Origin of the sequence: Zunongwangia atlantica 22II14-10F7, assembly GCF_002094855.1 — a bacterium.
GTDB classification, from domain to species: domain Bacteria; phylum Bacteroidota; class Bacteroidia; order Flavobacteriales; family Flavobacteriaceae; genus Zunongwangia; species Zunongwangia atlantica.
This window is the reverse complement of record NZ_ARYN01000015.1, coordinates 129,190-146,933: the sequence shown is the minus strand read 5'-3', so window position 1 is coordinate 146,933 and position 17,744 is coordinate 129,190. Positions and strand designations below refer to the sequence as shown.

Here is a 17,744-nt window from a genome sequence, read left to right as displayed (position 1 = left end):
TTGGATCTGATAATTTTCAGAATAGATTTGTACAATTTCAACCTTTTGCCCGCTTAGAATATGACTTTTTAAACGGATTTATTCTGAAAGCCGATTACGAATATAATTATTACAAAAATCAGGAAAACGACCAGGTGAACCGTTTTCAGATAGGAAATGCCTCGCTGTTCTATAATAAATTAGATAGCGCCTGGAGTTTTGAGGTTGAAGTCAATAATATGCTGGATGCCAACTTCCGCAGGGAAAATTCCTTTTCAGAATTTATCGTCACCGATAGTCGTGTTTACCTACAACCAAGAACTGTTCTTTTGAAAATCGCTTATAAGCTGTAAAACAGCTTATAATTTCCCCCTCAGCTTATCCATATCATTAGATATTTTTGAATCAATTACCCTTGCATAAATCTGGGTTGTGGATAGTTTAGTATGCCCTAAAAGTTTGGAAACGGTTTCTATAGGCACACCATTAGCTAGGGTTATCGTTGTGGCAAAAGTATGCCTTGCTGCATGAAAACTAAGTGCTTTATTAATCTTGACAGCTTTGGTAATCTCTCTTAAGTATTGATTTGTTTTTTGATTGGAATAGACCGGAAGTAAAATATCACTATTATTCACTCTTGGATGCTCTTTATATTTTTCTAAAATGCGTTCAGCTTCTTCCAGAAGTGGGATTCTAAGCAACGTGTTTGTTTTCATTCGCCTTGTATAAATCCATTTTTTTCCATCAATTCCGATTTGAATATGCATTTTCTTAAGTTCCAATACATCACCGTAGGGCAATCCGGTATAGCAGCAAAACACGAAAATATCACGGTTAATGCTCAGTGTAGAGCGTTTGAACTTCTTTTCCTTGATCTTCTGCAATTCTGCTTTCGATAAATACACCATATCGACTTGCTGAAATCGAAGCTTAAATCGTTTAGTCGGGTTCTTTTCAATCCAATCCAGATCTTCAGCAAGGCGCATAAGCTTTTTAAAGCGTTCCATATGTTTCATAACGCCATTGTTACTTAAGGATGGTAAGTCACGTAGAAATCGCTCAAAACCAAGTGTAAATTGGTAATCAATCTGTTTGAGATAAATGTCCGAGATGTTACGTTTTTCTTTTAGGTAATTCTTTAAATAGGTTTCTGTAGTCGTATAATTCTTTAAAGTTCCATATTTCAAAACACCTTTCATCTTGGTAGAGTGGTAGTCCAGTAATTGCGTTAAGGTGTAATGTTTTTTATCAATGCCCAGATAACGTGACTTTACCGCACTGGCGGTAATCACCTGATCTTCCTTTTGCAGGCTGTCATAAGCTTTATATAAAAGTGCCTTGGTATCGTCGATCTTTTTATTGAGTTGTTGGCTTTCCATACTGCTGCCATTTAACTTGCAGGCTGACTGGTTCCAACGGCTTACTTCCAAGCTACGTTTTAGGCTCATTTCAATATAAATGCCATTAACTGATATTCGGGCATAAAGGAGGGCTTCTTCCGGCTTGTTTTTTTTCTTGCGGATGAAAAAAGAAATCATAAATGTTTGAGTGGTACGCATCGTTTTGTTTTTTAAATGAGACAATAATTAAGGGTTGAAAGCCAAAACGATCAATATGTACTAAGGGTCATGGGGGCTAATCAAGATACAAAAAATAAGCTCACGATTAACTCACGAAAAAGACCAAAACTCACGAATAACTCACATTATAGCTGGTGAAGTTTGGTAGAATTTAACGCATTAAAAAAGGGTAACCACATAAAAACCATATAATTACCCTTTATTTACCAAAATTTGGTGTTTAAAAAAGTCGGGATGACAGGATTTGAACCTGCGACCCTACGCCCCCCAGACGTATACGCTACCAGACTGCGCCACATCCCGATTTTGAATTGGCAAAATAAACAGGTTCGGCTATATTTTCAAAATATAATTCCATAAAAATAAAACTCAATAAATTGATAATATCAGCACTACTATAGGCCGGAAATTGAGTATATTCATAGTATTATTAATTGAATTTATAAATATGACAACCAACCAACTTAAGATCAACGATCTATTACATCAAAAAACCTATTTAAACGACGGCAAACTCATCGATTGGAACGGCAAAACGGATGAGGTTTTTTCTACAATTTCATCTTCAGAAGATTATCAAAAAACTTTATTGGGTACTGTACCACACATGGATAAAGAAACCGCTCTGGAAGTGCTAGAATCTGCATGCCATGCTTTTGATAAAGGAAAAGGACTTTGGCCTACAATGAAGGTTGCAGAGCGTATTGCCTGTATGGAAAACTTTGTAAGTAAAATGAAGTTACAAAGAGAGGCGGTTGTAAAGTACCTTATGTGGGAAATTGGTAAATCTATGCCAGATTCTTATAAAGAATTCGACAGAACGGTTGAGTATATTGAAGACACTATTGAAGATTACAAAGACCTGGATCGTGATAGCGCTAAATTCTCTAAAAAAGACGGAGTTTACGCGCATATTAGAAGAGGACCTTTAGGTATTGTGCTATGTCTAGGACCTTATAATTATCCTTTAAATGAAACTTTCGCTTTATTAATTCCCGCGATTATTATGGGAAATACCGTAATATTTAAACCCGCAAAACATGGCGTTCTACTTATCTCTCCGCTTCTTGAAGCATTCAAAGAAAGTTTTCCTGCTGGTGTAGTAAACGTGATTTATGGTAGAGGTCGTGAAGTTGCTGCTCCAATTATGCAAAGCGGTAGAATCGATGTATTAGCACTTATTGGTAACAGTAAATCGGCTATTGCTCTACAGGATCAACATCCTTATAAAAATAGATTACGCCTGGTACTTGGGCTTGAAGCAAAAAATCCAGGAATCATTTTACCAGATGCCGACTTAGATTTGGCGATTAGCGAATGTATTTCTGGAACACTTTCGTTTAACGGCCAACGATGCACTGCACTTAAAATTCTTTATGTGCACGAATCTATACAGGAAGAATTTTTAAAGCGCTTTGCTGAAAAGGTAGATAGCTTAAAATTTGGAAATCCATGGGACGAAAATGTAAACCTTACTCCACTGCCTGAGCCAGAAAAACCTGCTTATATACAGGGATTAATTGAAGATGCTCAACAAAAAGGGGCTAAAATCATTAATAAAAAAGGTGGTGAAATTTCAGAGAATTTCATCTTTCCAGCCGTACTTTTTCCGGTAACTAAGGATATGAATGTTTACCAGGAAGAACAATTTGGGCCTGTAATTCCAGTAAAACCATTTTCAGAAATTGAAGAAATCTTAGAGGAAATTGCAGATTCTAATTATGGTCAGCAGGTTTCTCTCTTCGGAAAAGATATTTGTGAACTTGCTCCGCTAATCGATACATTAGTAAATTTAGTGTGCCGTGTAAACCTTAATAGTTCGTGCCAGCGTGGTCCAGATGTTTTCCCTTTTACAGGAAGAAAAGACTCTGCCGTAGGTACTCTTAGTGTTCACGATGCCCTTCGCTCTTTCTCTATAAGAACTTTTGTAGCTTCAAAAGATAACCCATACAACAACGAAATTTTAGAAAATTTACTGCATAGTAAATCGTCTAATTTTATGAGTACAGATTATCTTCTGTAAAACTTTTCAGGAATCATCCCGATTATTTGTTAGCAAAATGCTCCATAAAATGATCGGGATGTGCTCCTGTTCTTTCATTATTATCTAAAGCATCTATTTGCTGTACTTCATCTTCAGTCAATTTAAAATCAAAAATCTCTGCATTTTGTTTAATTCGGTTTTCATGCACACTTTTAGGAATGGTAATTACACCTTTCTGTAAGTCCCATCGTAACACCACCTGCGCAGTCGATTTTCGATATTTTTCAGCTATATTTTTTATAACTTCATTATCCAGAATTTGCCCCCGCATTAATGGAGACCAACCTTGGTATTGAATATTCCTTTCTGCACAATAATCCAACATATTTTGTTGAACCAGTTTTGGATGAAATTCATTTTGAAGCAACATAGGTTTTATTGTTCCGTTTTCGATAATCTCATCCATTTGATGTTCTACACAATTGCATAAACCAATAGCTTTTGCTTTGCCAGATTTATAGATTTCTTCCATAGCACGCCACGTTTCGGTTAATGTATCGGGCACCGGCCAGTGAATTAAATAAAGGTCTAAATAATCCATCTGTAATTTAGCCAAACTCTCATCAATAGCTTTTAATGTACCTTCATAACCCTGGTCATCATTCCAAACCTTACTTGTTACAAAGATCTCCTCGCGAGGGATGTCACTTTCCCTAATGGCCTCCCCTACTCCTTCTTCATTTTTGTAAAAACTTGCAGTATCGATATGGCGATAACCCGCTTTTAGCGCATAATTAATGGCATTTTTTACTTCATCTCCATCTTTAGATTTATAAACTCCCAAGCCGAAGTAAGGCATTTCCAATCCATTATTTAGCTTTACCCTTCCGTTGATATCTGTAATATTCATTAGCTTTTTTGATAAAGATAAGATGTGTTTATTAGTCAGAAAAATCTAATGAAATTTTGACAAATTTTTGGCTAAAAATTTTGATAGGTTTATTCAGCCGAAGATTATATATTTGACATTCCTTAATTTTTTCTTAACACAGATTCTTTTTATCTGAAGATCAATGCTTTAAAAAGAAACATTATTAGTTTATAGGAGGCAACCATTATGACTCGAAACAAAACCTACAAGATATTGCTTATCTCTAATCCAGAGGAAGAAGCCTTTTGTATTAAGGAATATCTGGATGATTCGATCATAATTACGAGTGTTACAAATACGGCCTCTACCATAGATGCGATTACTGAAATAAAGTCGCAAAAATTTCATATCATCTTCTTGGACCTTGGTAATCTGGGCAAAACAGCGCTAAACAAGTTAGATCATATTCTTTCATTTACTACCGCAATCCCTATTGTTATTCTTAGCAATCAACTTAATATGCCTTTTAGCATTCGTTGTTTAGAAAGAGGGGCTTCAGATTATTTAATAAAAGACAGTTTAGATACATTTTCGGTTTATAAAGCTATAAGGCACAACATCGATAGGCGAAATTATATACGTGCCCTGGAAGAATCGAAACAGCGGTACAGCCGTTTATTCCATTTAAGTCCGCAGCCTATGTGGGTTTACGATATCGAAACTTTGCAGTTTTTAGATGTTAATGAAGCCGCTCAAGTAAAATATGGCTATAGCTTTAATGAATTTCTATCCCTAAAAATTACAGATATACGCTCTGTAGACGAAATTCCTAAGATGCTAAAAACTGTTTATGAAACAAGAAAAACCATAACCCGCACTTACAAAGGAATTTATAAACATCGCACTAAAGAAAACAGTGAAATTGATGTAGAAATTCACAGTAACTTCATAAAATTTAATGATAAGCCTGCAAGATTAATACTTGCAAACGATATTACAGAGCAGCTTAAACATGTTAAAGCCATGGAAGCCCAGAATAAAAAATTACGTGAAATTGCCTGGACGCAAAGCCATGTGGTTAGAGCTCCTTTGGTAAGGATGATGGGGTTGGTTAATATGTTGAACGAGCATTACGAAGAAAAATCTGATTTCTATTTAGAGGAAATAAACAAATCTGCATTAGAGTTTGATAAGATTATCCGTGAAATCTCTGAAAAAACTGCACAAATAGAGTTCGAAGATTAATTTCGAAATTAAGTAAAGGAGTTTGAGGCAAGCCCACAAGGTCTTCGTTGCAAATAAATTTTAAATTTCGAGACAAGCCTCGGGTATAATACCCATTGGCGGTGCCAATAAAAACACTTTCCTTTTTTTCTTTGATTTATTGGTTTATCCAATATTTTTGTAGGTGAAATAGTATTTAATTTTTATATTCATAAAACCCAAATCCCGTGCTTTTGCACCAGTATTCTTTTATAATGAGTAAAACAGATCATTTATACCTTAAATATTTCACTGTATTTTTCTTTTGTCTATTCTTAAACCTTCAGGCGAACGCCCAGGAATATGGCTCAGATGAATTATTCACTATGGCTAGAAATGCCGCTTTTGAAGAAGATGATTATCCAAAAGCCATAAAACTGGCAAAACGGGCATTAAATCAAAGCCCAGATTATACAGGAATTCGAATCTTTTTAGGACGAGTATATACCTGGAGTAAAAAAACCGATAGTGCGAGAGTAGAATTTGAAAGGGTTTTAAAAGACAATCCCGGACATGAAGACGGTTCTTTTGCCTACGGAAGTTTAGAATACTGGAACGACGATTCTCCAAAAGCACTTCAGATTGTTAATACTGGATTAGAAGCGCACCCAGAGTCTGAAAATTTATTGTTACTGAAAGCAAAAGTGCTTAGGGATCTTAAAGAGTATAAACTGGCACAGGAAGCTAATTCCAAACTTTTAAAAATTAATCCTAACAATACTGAAGCTCGTTCCTTAAGCCAGCGCTTAACAACTCTTGCCGCTAAAAACCAAATTGGCGCTACATACGATTTTGTATATTTTGACGAACAATTTGATGATCCCTGGCATTTAGCTAGCATCGATTATAGCAGGCAAACCAAATTAGGATCTGTTGTGGCTAGAGTGAATTACGCAAATCGATTTAATACTAACGCATACCAATTTGAAGTTGATGCCTATCCAAGTATTTCTGAAACATTTTATGCTTACGTAAACGCAGGATTTTCAGATAATGCTGGAATTTTCCCAGAATATCGTGCAGGTTTTTCACTATATGCCAACCTTCCTTGGGCACTAGAGGCCGAAGCTGGTTTTAGATTATTAGGTTTCGACGATGAAACCTGGATCTACACGGCTTCCGTAGGGAAATACTACAAAAGCTTCTGGTTTAACCTAAGAACTTTCTTAACGCCATCTAACAGTTCAGTTTCGCAATCTTATAGTTTCATGACGCGTTATTATTTAGGTGGTGCAGACGATTATCTTAGTTTAAGAATTGGTACGGGTCTTTCTCCAGATAATCAAACCAACAATATTTTATACAATAACGGTAATCAATATCGTCTAAAATCAGATAATATCTCTATTGGCTTTCGTAAAACCCTTTGGGCCACTAATGTGGTATTTATAGAGACCGGACTCGAAAACCAGGAATATAGACAAGGCGAAACTGGTAATCAATTAACGATAGGCGTAGGATATTTAAAACGTTTTTAAAATGCTGAAAAAGCGTTTAAAACACATCATCATTATTTTAATTTTATTGATGCCGGTTTTTATGTTTCTGGCGTGGTTTTTCACACCTAAAACCAAAATGGTTGCCGCTATTATCGATAAAACCGTTTTAACTACAGAAGGTCAAGAACATATCTCTTTAGACTGGGTTCTTAATTACAAGAAATACACAAAGACTTCAACTAAATTCTATAAAAGAAGCGAAGATTATTTTGGATTCTTTCCTAAGGAAAATGAAGAATTTAACCTTCGTGGATTAGAACGTTTTCCTTCAAACAAAATAGAACAGTTAAGTAAAGATTCAGATTTAGTTTACTTTACAGATACCTACGGAATTTATACGAACGAGTGGTACGAACAAAATAATCAAACCGAGCGATCTGGTATTGTTTACGGCGGATTGAAAGAAAATGATATGGAATTTCTTCAGAAAATGAAGGAAAAAAACAAACTGATTATTACCGAATTTAACACGTTTGGCTCACCTACTGCATACGATATTAGACGAAAATTCGAACGGACTTTCGGTCTAAAATGGACAGGTTGGACCGGGCGTTATTTTGACAATCTGGATACGCTTACCAATAAAGAATTACCAAGATGGCTTATTCGAAATTACCTAAATCAACATGGTAATAAATGGCCATTTAAAAAATCTGGAGTTGCCTTTGTACACGAAAGTGACCAGGTAACCATTCTTGAAGACAGCATACATTTAGAACGCGAAATTCCTCAGATCTTAAGTAATAACTACGGAAAAGAACGCTTTTCGCTACCCGATGAAATGAAATATCCGTTCTGGTTCGATATTGTTCAAAATAACTCAGCTATCAATAAAACCGCTGCAAATTATAAAATTTTTACTACTGAAAAAGGAAGCCAGGAATTGAAAAAATATGGTATTCCTACCTCATTCCCTGCCGTAACTTATCATGTTGATAGCGATTACGAATTCTATTATTTCTCTGGTGATTTTTGCGACAATCCAATCACTATGGGAACTTCGTATTTTAAAGGAATTAGCCTTTTCCAACGGTTTTTCTATAATGACAGAGACAAAACCGAAAGAGCCAGCTTCTTCTGGAAGTTTTATCGCCCAATGCTTCAAACCATCTTAGAAGATTACGAGAAAAAAATTAGTGCTGAAAATAACGAATCTTAATTCGTATATTTCACATAAACCGAATCGGGAATTATTTTCCCGCCATTCGTAATTATGGCGTTCTTCTGCTTAAATCCATTATAAGCATCCCTAATGCTTTGTTGCTGCTCTGGATCGTTTACAGGTCGTGTTCCCATATTTTCCAGGATTTCATAAAGACGATCGCCGTTAAGATGATAATTTCCTACCACATAATCTTTCATATTCACCTTGGTTTGAATTAACGGAATTTGATGGATATTTCTAAAATTAGCTACGGTATCTAATCCTTTCCCCAGCCAGCTGGTATTATCAGGAAGATCTAAAGTATAATTCGATTTCAGCAATCTTAAAAGACTTGGTGCAACGTCGTAATGCGAAGAGATCGAAGCCATTTCTGAAGTTCTTCTAAGCATTGGCGAATACATGATTAACGGAACATGATAACGATCGATAACGGTCGCCATAGGAATTTCTGGCATACGGTGATCTCCCGTAATTAGAAAGATAGTATTCTCGAAATCTGGACGCTTTTTGAAGTTTTCAAAGAACTTTTTCAGCATTTCATCGGTATATAAAATACTAGCGTATTGATCACGATACGAGCGATAATCCTGCTTTCTAGCATCGGTAAACTCTAATTGCGTCATTCGCTCTTCAAATCGATCATAAAACTCCTGCTGATGATTAATTTTAAATGGGTTATGCGAAGAAACCGTTAGCAAAACGCCCAATTGTGGCTTTGCAGCGCTATCTGAAGGTCTTGTTTTTAAATATTCAGCATAAAGTGCTTCATCATCATAACCCCAGGTAAATCCGTTTGTTTTTGGCAATAAACCTTCATTTGTAGAAAATTCATCTTTGTCGATTAAATCGTCTATTTTATTTCTTCTTAAATACAGCTCCATATTATCGAAACTCGCATCTCCACCGTAATAAAACGAAGTTTCATACCCGTTATGTTTCAGCAGATTTAAAAGCGATAATTGCTTAGGCATTTGCTCTCCCATTCCCAAATATCCACTTTGTGCAAATGGCAAAGAACCTAAAATAGAAGGCAAAACGGCGAAAGTACGCCCACCCTGACTAAGAAAGTTTTTCCAGTACAAACTTTGCGTAGAAAGCGAGTCCAAAAAAGGAGTCCAGTTTCCTAAATATGCACCTTTATTTGTAAAAGCTCGCCCCAATCCTTCAACCAGAATAATAACAACATTCGGTTTCTTTTCATTCAGATTAAAATAAGGAGAAAGCACATCGGTATCTGCATCTACATGATAAAAAGGATAGTTACTTTCATCTAAATATTCAAAATCGGCAATAGAATTATCAAGATTGTCATAAATACCAATATAATTATCGGCGTAAATATCTACATCGTAATCAGTCTTCGGAAAGAAGTAATAATATGAACTTGTAAAGAAATAATCAGATTTATTAGTGACCAGGTTACTGGCAAAAGTGTTTTGTAAACTTATCTGGCTCCATGCTGAATTACTTGGCGTAAAGAAAATAATTACTGAAGCAATTGGATAGATCACCCCTAAACTCCACGGCAATTTAATGAATCTTGGCACCCACCATAAAATAGAAATACAGATGGTAATTACCACCAAAAACTGAAGTATCGCCACAAAACTTAATCCCCCAGAAGCTCCTAAAGTTTGTTGTACATCTTCTAAGGAGTAACTAAAAAGATCTGCCCCAAGTAAGTTTAAAGATGTGGTGAAATATAAAACTAAAGCGGTTTGTATAACGGCTGCGATACAAATAAAAGTTTTAAAAATAGCTTTAGCCGATTTTGGATGAATTACATAAAAAATTATATAGAAAAAATAACAAATTGCACCCCATTTTAACCAAAGCAAAATATCCATCCAGCAACTGTACATCAATAAATTAAAGAAATTCTCCTGTACAGAATTTACTACTGTATTATATAAAAGCTCTAAAATACTGAGTAAAAATAGCAGTAACAGCCACACCAGTGAAATCGAAAAAAATTCTCTGGTAGCATTAATTAACTTCTCTCTAAAACTTAGATGATCGAATGAACTTATCTGAGACATAAGACTTAGTTACAAGTAGCCAAAGTATCAAAAAAAGCTGTATTCTTAAATATAAGAATGTATAAAAATAGATAGGTTTTTTTCTGAAACGTACTAGAACTAATTTAAAGTAAGCCTGGATCGTAGTAGTTGAAGATCGTCTTCTTTAAAACCTTTAATATTTAAAATAGAACCGCGATGCGCATCAGATTTTAAAATGAGTTTATCTTTTTCGAAACGAAAATCAACAATATCTTTAAATAAAAACGATTTAGATTTTAACTGCTGACCTTTAACTTCCAACTTTTCATCATCCCAAGAGATCATTACTTCTTTTGGATAATAAAAATAGACCAGTAAATTAATAAAACCAGCAAACATAAACATCGTAAACATAAATATACCTACCGGATGTTCAATTTCAATTAGATTAGCAATTCCCGAAATTATAAAAGCAACTCCAGAAATAAGCCGTAAATGTTTTACCCAAAATGGTGAATGTTTCTTGATTGTAGTTTGCATCTTAGGCGAATTGTAAATTAACTTCTGAATTAAAATCCTCCTGTAATTGCTGAATATCTTCAGGTTTAAAACCTTTTAATTCCATCATTGTTCCGGCAGCTGCTCCTTTTTTGATCGTAAGATTATAATCTGAAACATTTATATGATCGATTTCAGCTAAAGTAAAGCTAACTTCTTTTTGAGTCCATTGTTTTAAAACGATCTTATCATGATCCCAGCTAATATATTCTTCAGTAGAACCACCAGAGAAATATTGCACTACAAAATAGCCAATTCCAAAGGCGAAGTAGCCATACGACATCACACTCGAGCTATCTTCAATAAAAAACATAGCAACAGCAATAATCAGATAAAATGAGCCAAATAGACTGTAATAATATCTTCTAAAAAAGCCGTTATGTTTTTCGATTTTCTGCATAAAAAAAGGATTTCGATCTAAAAATACCGAAATCCTTTATTATTTCCTAAAAAATTTTACCCTACACCGTTTTTATTTTTAATTCTTTTCGTGTAGGCTTTGCTTCAGCATTTAAAGGTGTACCGTACAAATCAAAGTCGGCTGCATCTGTGATTTTAATATCGTAATATTCTCCTGTTTTCAGGTAGATTTCAGTAGCATCGATCAAAACTTCATTATCTACATCCGGAGAATCAAATTCGGTTCTACCTATAAAATAATTCCCTTCTTTTCTATCGATTATCACCTTAAAGGTTTCTCCTATTTTTTGTTGATTCAATTCCCAAGAAATTTGAGACTGAATTTCCATAATTTCGTTAGCGCGCTGCTGTTTTACATCATCTGGAACATCGTCCTCAAGATTATAAGCATGCGTATTTTCTTCGTGAGAATAGGTAAAACAACCTAAACGCTCAAAACGCATTTCTTTAACCCATTCTTTTAATTCCTGAAAATGCTCCTCGGTTTCCCCAGGATAACCAACGATTAAGGTTGTTCTGATCGCCATTTCTGGCACAATTTCGCGGAATTTATATAAAAGATCTGTGGTTTTTTTATGGGTTGTACCACGACGCATCGACTTTAATAAATCATCTGAAATATGCTGTAATGGGATATCAAGATAATTACAGATCTTAGGCTCACGCTTCATGATCTCTAAAACATCCATAGGGAATCCTGTAGGAAACGCATAATGCAAACGAATCCATTCGATGCCTTCAACTTTTACAAGATTCTCTAATAATTCAGCCAGATTTCTTTTTTTATAAAGATCAAGACCATAATACGTAAGATCCTGTGCAATAAGAATTAATTCTTTTACGCCATTTGCTGCCAGTTTTTTAGCTTCAGTAACTAAATGCTCGATTGGTGTCGATTTATGACCACCGCGCATTAAAGGAATCGCACAAAAACTACAAGGACGATCACAACCTTCAGCAATCTTTAAATAGGCATAGTTTTTTGGAGTTGTGGTTAAACGCTCACCAATTAGCTCGTGTTTATAATCGGCTTCCAAAGCTTTTAACAAACCAGGAAGTTCTGTTGTTCCAAAATATTGATCTACATTTGGAATTTCCTTTTGCAGATCTGGCTTATAACGCTCACTTAAACAACCGGTCACAAACACCTTATCTACATCGCCCTGCTCCTTTTTCTCTACAAACTCTAAGATCGTATTTACAGATTGTTCTTTGGCGTTATCGATAAAACCGCAGGTATTTATTACTACAATATTTCCTTCCTGCTCGTGAACAACCTCTTTATTATTCGCTTTTAACTGCCCCATCAACACTTCGCTGTCGTAAACATTCTTACTACAACCAAGGGTTACTACATTTATCCTGTTCTTTTTTAGCGATTTAGTCCTCATGTAAAATCTTCGTTTAGGAGTGCAAAAGTAGTGAAGATGAACGAAATACTAAGGATCTGGACTAAAATTTAGTTTTTAGGTAATTTTAAGCAAAATCAATCTTGCTGAGAATGCAGTTCTTTTTCAGGTTTCTTCCATAATGCCAGGCAGATAACTCCAGAAATTAGCATCGCAGCGATTACGCCGCCAATGACGATTCCGTAGCCATCACCCGCAAAACGATCCAAATTATAATCCATAAAAATAAAAAGGTAGCCTATAAAAAGTGCATCTAATACCAATTGAATAATCCAATAGGCTATTTTTCCTTTATGTGTTAGCTTTCGCAGAAATAACCGATCTAACATAAATTGAGTTTTCTTTTGACTTCGATTTAAAGAACGAGCAGTATTTTCGAATATTTTATAGACCCGGCAGTTATTTTTAAGAATAGTGTATCTTTAAAAGATCAATCATTATTCTATGAAATTTCGGCTTTTTTTTCTGCTTATTTTTATTGTTCAATTATCCACGTATGCTCAAAAAACCGCCAGAGAATTGGGTATTAAAACCGGAGTGATGCCGGTTGGCGCCACTAATACTATTGTTGATGTTAAAGGCGTAAAAGTTGGACATACCACTCGAATCAAAGGCGATTCCATTAGAACTGGTGTTACCGCAATTTTACCCCACGGCGGGAATATCTTTCAGGATAAAGTACCGGCGGCAGTTTTCGTGGGTAACGGTTTTGGAAAATTAGCGGGCACCACCCAAATAAATGAGTTGGGAAATATCGAAACTCCTATAATTCTTACCAATACTTTAAATGTTGCTACGGGTATCGATGCCGTTATAAAATACACTCTAAATCTACCCGGAAACGAAAACGTAAGATCAGTCAATGCGATCGTTGGCGAAACTAACGATGGCTACTTAAATGATATAAGAGGGCAGCATGTTTCTACAAGTGATGTAATTTCAGCAATAAAAAATGCAAGTACAGATAAACCTAAACAAGGAAATGTTGGTGCCGGCACAGGAACGATCTGTTTTGGTTATAAAGGCGGAATAGGAACTTCTTCCCGCAAATTACCTGAAAATCTTGGCGGCTATACTGTAGGCGTTTTGGTACAAAGTAATTTTGGCGGAGTTCTCGACATTGGCGGCGTAAATATGGGTGAAAAATTAAAGAATTTCGCCTTTTCAGATGAGTTACAGAATAATGTAGATGGTAGTTGTATGATCGTTGTTGCTACCGATGCACCTTTAACCAATCGTAATTTAGAACGATTAGCTAAACGTGCTTTTATGGGACTGGCACAAACCGGCGGAATTGCCTCTAACGGAAGTGGAGATTATATCATCGCTTTTTCTACTGCGGAAGAGGTTCGAATCCCATATCAAACAAAAGAAATCTACAAAACTGAAAGTGTTCCTAACGACTGGATGTCTCCGCTATTTATGGCTGCAAATGAAGCAACGGAAGAAGCTATTATTAATAGTTTGTTTATGGCTGAAGATATGACCGGATACGACGGACATACGATTAAAAAACTACCTGTAGAAAAAGTCTTATCGATCCTGAAAGTGCAAGGTGTTTTAGAAGAATAGTAAAAATGAGACCCTGAATCAAGTTCAGGGTGACAACTTTTGGATAATAATTTTTCTCTTATAGCTAAAATTATATGCAATGTGCTCACTGGCACTGCTAACTTTTAACTGTGAACCGTAAACCGTAAACTGGTAACTATTAACTTAAATCCACTCCCGTTTGTTTCTTTACTTCTTCAGAAAATAATTGCTGAAGTCTTTTAGTCACTTTTCCAATTTCACCTCCAAAATTTAAAATTTTATCTGGAAAATGTAGATTCTTGATCGCTGTGATCTGAGTGGTAGTTCCGGTAATAAAAACTTCAGTAACCTCATCTAATGCTGAAACAAGAAGCGCTTCTTCGACAATTTCTATAGCATTGTCCTTACATAGTTGAATAAGAAAATTTCTGGTAATTCCGGGTAAAATGAATTTACCATTGGGATGTGTATAAACCCTATCGTTTTTCACAAAAAATAGCGAAGAATGCGAACCTTCAGTAAAAAAACCGTCTCTAATCATTATATTTTCAGCAAAACCACCTTTTTTTGCTTCGGTATTTGCGATAATATTGGCCATCAAGGAAACTGATTTTATATCGCAACGATGCCAACGCAGATCGTTGGAGACCACCACATTTTTAAATTGCTGCTGAAAACCTCTAAGATTGGTTTTATAGGCATACATAAGCACTGTAGCATCATATTTTTCAGGAAAATAATGCGTTCTTGGTGCCATTCCCCTACTCACCTGAATATAGATTGCTCCATTTTCCTGGTTTAATTCTGCCAGATCGATCGCTTTTAAAATTAGTGCTTCAAAATCACCAATATCGCATTTCAGTTCGACTTCATTTAAAGAATATTTTAATCGGTCTAAATGTTCTTTCAGCAAAAATAGCTTTCCACTATAAAAAGGAATGACTTCGTAAATGCCGTCACCGAATAAAAAACCACGATCAAAAACAGAGATTTTCGCCTCTTCAGGCTTTAACCATTCTCCGTTTAAATAGACTTTGCTGGGGTAAGTTAGCTTCATATCATAATGCAAAACCTAAAAATAGACTTTTGGAGGCTATAAAAAAACTGCCCCGGAAAAAATTTTCACGAGGCAGTGTTTTCAATCTTAAAAAGATATTTTTTGCTAAGTCTTTTAAAGTTCTCTCAAAAATCAAGAACCATGGATTAATTAAAACTTGAAAGAAGGCGGTGCATTTTCAGGTTTACTTCCCCAATTTTTATTTGCTTTTTTGCCCATTTTTAAAACTAAAGTTCCGCCATTTTCTAAATCTTTATGTGTAAACCAAGGCTTATCTAAGCTTTTACCATTTAAAGTTGCACTTTGGATATACTTATTTTCTTCAGCAAAATTCTCTGCAATAATGGTAAAAGTGTTTCCATTTTCTAAGCTGACTTCAGATTTTTGGAAAAACGGACTTCCAATTACATAAATTGGTAATCCAGGCGTTACCGGATAAAATCCTAATTGAGAGAACACCACGAAAGAAGACATTCCACCGCCATCTTCATCTCCCGGAACTCCCATAAAATCGTTTCTAAACCAGGTATGGATTAATTTCTTAATTCGTTTTTGAGTTTTCCAGGGTGCACCGGCATAGCTATACAAATACGGGATATGCAATGATGGCTCGTTTGCCATACTAAACTGCCCTACATTACCGGTTTGATCTGGTAACTGCGTGTAAAATTCTCTTTTTCCTCTACCCATTGGCTCTGCAAAAGTAGCATCAAGATTTTCAACAAAAGCTTCTCTACCGCCCATTAGATCTATCAAATCGGCTACGTTATGCTGTACATCCCATCGATACGTCCAACCATTGTTTTCTCCATAGGTATTTCGTGCTCCAATTCCGCCTGAAAATCGATAATCAAAAGGCGTAATAAATTCACCATTCTTGTCTTTAGGATGAAAGAATTTAGTCTCTGTATTGAATAAATTACGATAATTAAGTGCCTCTTTTTTAAATTTCGCAAAATCTGTTTTATGATCTAATTTATTGGCCAATACCGCCAAGCACCACTCATCGTAAGCAGTTCCCAAAGTTACGGCCACAGGCTGTCGTTTTTCGAATCCGCTAACTTCAGGAATCGTTTCTTCTTCACCTTCTCTTAAGCCCGGAATAAACCCATGCTCTTTGTAAAAATCATCTAACTCTCCCGCAGGTTTGCCAGACCATGGTGCTAATGTTTTTTCAGTAATCGCTGCTTTTGATGCCTGAAAGGCTTTTTCAAGATCAAAATTATTAAGTCCTTTTTCTGAAGCATCCAGAATGGTTGCCACGCCGTGATTAGAATTCATTCTTCTACTGTCTCCGGTAACTTCTGGGAAAGTTGGCAACCAGTTATGATCCATTTGCTCTGCCATTAAAATGAATGAATGGATGATATCTTCTTCCTGTTTAGGATCTAGCAAAACACGAAGTGGGTGATGCGCTCTGTACGAATCCCAAATCCAATCGTCTGTATAAAATGCTCTACCATTGTCATCATGCACCTGCCCATCAAAAGCGCTGTAGTACCTTCCATCTTCTGAAATACAAACCGGTCGCTCATAAGAGCGATAAAGCGATGTATAAAAAACATTTTTATCGGCTTCACTACCGCCTTCAACCTGCATTTTCCCTAAAGCTTCATCCCAAATTTCCTTCCCTTCTTCTTGTAATTTGGCTAGCGTTTTACCTTTAACTTCTCTCAGGTAATTCGATTTAGCTTGTTGCTCATTAATAAAAGATACACCGTATGGCAATTCTAATTGCGATTGCGACTTAGAGAAACTTAATACGATACTTGCATTTCTACCTTCAGCTTTAGTACCTAAACTAAGCTTTGCGTTTTCAGCTAAAACCTGAACTTTTTCCGGCTTTTGCTTCGGAATTAAATAGATATAAATTTTGGTATTATTTCCTATAATCTGATATCCCGAAATAGCCTCGCCATCCCAACTTAACATTCCGTTTCTTGAATTCAGAATAAGATGACTTTCTTTTTCTTTTTCAAACTGAATAATGTACTTAGCCGATTGTGAGGATAAACCATAATCTACAGTTGTTTCCTGCTCATCAAGATAAACATGATAACTATAAGGATGAATTTCCTCTAAATCATAACTAAATTTTATTACTGGTTTAAGATCTGAAAGTTCTCCCTGAAACGGACTCAAATTAAACGCTGAGCTTCCACGATGGCTGGTAATTATTAATGGTAGCCCATTTAGTAGATCGCCATTATAATCTGAACGCTCTGGATATACACGCAACAAACTATTGGGCATGTGTATCGTTGGATACGTTGGCACCAGTAAATGGCTAATATTACCCATATATGGGTTTACATATTCTGCCGGACTCTTTTCTTTAGCAGATTGTGCAAAAGAAGAAAAACCCGTTACCAGCATAAACAGTACTGGTAACGAGTTATTTTTAAAAAATTTAATCATTAGGTTAG

The 17,744-nt window shown here is 35.7% G+C and carries 14 protein-coding genes, 1 tRNA gene and 1 pseudogene; 6 read left to right on the top strand and 10 right to left on the bottom strand.

The features are described from left to right. Positions 1–332: pseudogene (locus IIF7_RS16080) on the top strand (TonB-dependent receptor); the annotation flags it as partial. A gap of 6 nt (positions 333–338) precedes the next feature. Here IIF7_RS16080 and IIF7_RS16075 read toward each other — a convergent pair. Beyond that, positions 339–1,538 (bottom strand): site-specific integrase, encoded by a 1,200-nt coding sequence (locus tag IIF7_RS16075; RefSeq protein WP_084842724.1) that lies wholly within the window; start codon positions 1,536–1,538, stop codon positions 339–341. Between the two features lie 250 nt (positions 1,539–1,788). Further along, positions 1,789–1,862 (bottom strand) — tRNA-Pro (locus IIF7_RS16070). 145 nt (positions 1,863–2,007) lie between these two features. On the opposite strand from IIF7_RS16070, the gene IIF7_RS16065 reads away from it, so the two are divergent. Continuing rightward, on the top strand, positions 2,008–3,582 hold the full coding sequence (locus IIF7_RS16065; protein WP_084842723.1) for an NADP-dependent glyceraldehyde-3-phosphate dehydrogenase: 1,575 nt from the start codon (positions 2,008–2,010) through the stop codon (positions 3,580–3,582). A 22-nt stretch (positions 3,583–3,604) separates the two neighbouring features. Here the strand turns inward: IIF7_RS16065 and IIF7_RS16060 are convergent, their stop codons facing one another. Further along, positions 3,605–4,453 carry an aldo/keto reductase gene (locus IIF7_RS16060; RefSeq protein ID WP_084842722.1) on the bottom strand — a complete coding sequence of 283 codons (849 nt, stop codon included), beginning with the start codon at positions 4,451–4,453 and terminating at the stop codon, positions 3,605–3,607. A gap of 207 nt (positions 4,454–4,660) precedes the next feature. Here IIF7_RS16060 and IIF7_RS16055 point away from each other — a divergent pair, with 207 nt between their 5' ends. The 3 genes from IIF7_RS16055 (at position 4,661) to IIF7_RS16045 (ending at position 8,335) form a co-directional block, all read left to right on the top strand. Continuing rightward, positions 4,661–5,659, top strand: coding sequence for a PAS domain S-box protein (locus IIF7_RS16055; RefSeq protein ID WP_084842721.1), 999 nt, complete (start codon positions 4,661–4,663; stop codon positions 5,657–5,659). A 233-nt stretch (positions 5,660–5,892) separates the two neighbouring features. Further along, complete coding sequence (locus IIF7_RS16050; RefSeq protein WP_084842720.1) at positions 5,893–7,155, top strand: YaiO family outer membrane beta-barrel protein; 1,263 nt, start codon at positions 5,893–5,895, stop codon at positions 7,153–7,155. Position 7,156: 1 nt separating this feature from the next. Next, positions 7,157–8,335 carry a hypothetical protein gene (locus tag IIF7_RS16045; protein WP_084842719.1) on the top strand — a complete coding sequence of 393 codons (1,179 nt, stop codon included), beginning with the start codon at positions 7,157–7,159 and terminating at the stop codon, positions 8,333–8,335. Here IIF7_RS16045 and IIF7_RS16040 read toward each other — a convergent pair. From IIF7_RS16040 to IIF7_RS16020, 5 genes are all read right to left on the bottom strand, one after another. Further along, positions 8,332–10,380, bottom strand: a complete 2,049-nt coding sequence (locus IIF7_RS16040) for an LTA synthase family protein (protein ID WP_084842718.1) — start codon at positions 10,378–10,380, stop codon at positions 8,332–8,334. The genes IIF7_RS16045 and IIF7_RS16040 overlap by 4 nt on opposite strands. A gap of 99 nt (positions 10,381–10,479) precedes the next feature. Continuing rightward, positions 10,480–10,881 carry a hypothetical protein gene (locus IIF7_RS16035; protein WP_084842717.1) on the bottom strand — a complete coding sequence of 134 codons (402 nt, stop codon included), beginning with the start codon at positions 10,879–10,881 and terminating at the stop codon, positions 10,480–10,482. Between the two features lies 1 nt (position 10,882). Beyond that, positions 10,883–11,299, bottom strand: coding sequence for a hypothetical protein (locus IIF7_RS16030; protein WP_084842716.1), 417 nt, complete (start codon positions 11,297–11,299; stop codon positions 10,883–10,885). 61 nt (positions 11,300–11,360) lie between these two features. Continuing rightward, on the bottom strand, positions 11,361–12,710 hold the full coding sequence (gene rimO / locus IIF7_RS16025; protein ID WP_084842715.1) for a 30S ribosomal protein S12 methylthiotransferase RimO: 1,350 nt from the start codon (positions 12,708–12,710) through the stop codon (positions 11,361–11,363). A gap of 95 nt (positions 12,711–12,805) precedes the next feature. Beyond that, a complete protein-coding gene (locus tag IIF7_RS16020; RefSeq protein ID WP_084842714.1) occupies positions 12,806–13,057 on the bottom strand; it encodes a hypothetical protein in 252 nt (83 codons plus the stop codon). Positions 13,058–13,172: 115 nt separating this feature from the next. Here IIF7_RS16020 and IIF7_RS16015 point away from each other — a divergent pair, with 115 nt between their 5' ends. Then, positions 13,173–14,300, top strand: coding sequence for a P1 family peptidase (locus tag IIF7_RS16015; protein WP_084842713.1), 1,128 nt, complete (start codon positions 13,173–13,175; stop codon positions 14,298–14,300). Positions 14,301–14,439: 139 nt separating this feature from the next. On the opposite strand, the gene IIF7_RS16010 is transcribed toward IIF7_RS16015, so the two are convergent. Then, positions 14,440–15,318 carry an aminotransferase class IV gene (locus tag IIF7_RS16010; RefSeq protein WP_084842712.1) on the bottom strand — a complete coding sequence of 293 codons (879 nt, stop codon included), beginning with the start codon at positions 15,316–15,318 and terminating at the stop codon, positions 14,440–14,442. Between the two features lie 150 nt (positions 15,319–15,468). Continuing rightward, entirely contained in the window at positions 15,469–17,736 is a 2,268-nt protein-coding gene (locus tag IIF7_RS16005; RefSeq protein ID WP_245801661.1) for a GH92 family glycosyl hydrolase, read from the bottom strand. Positions 17,737–17,744: the final 8 nt, after the last annotated feature.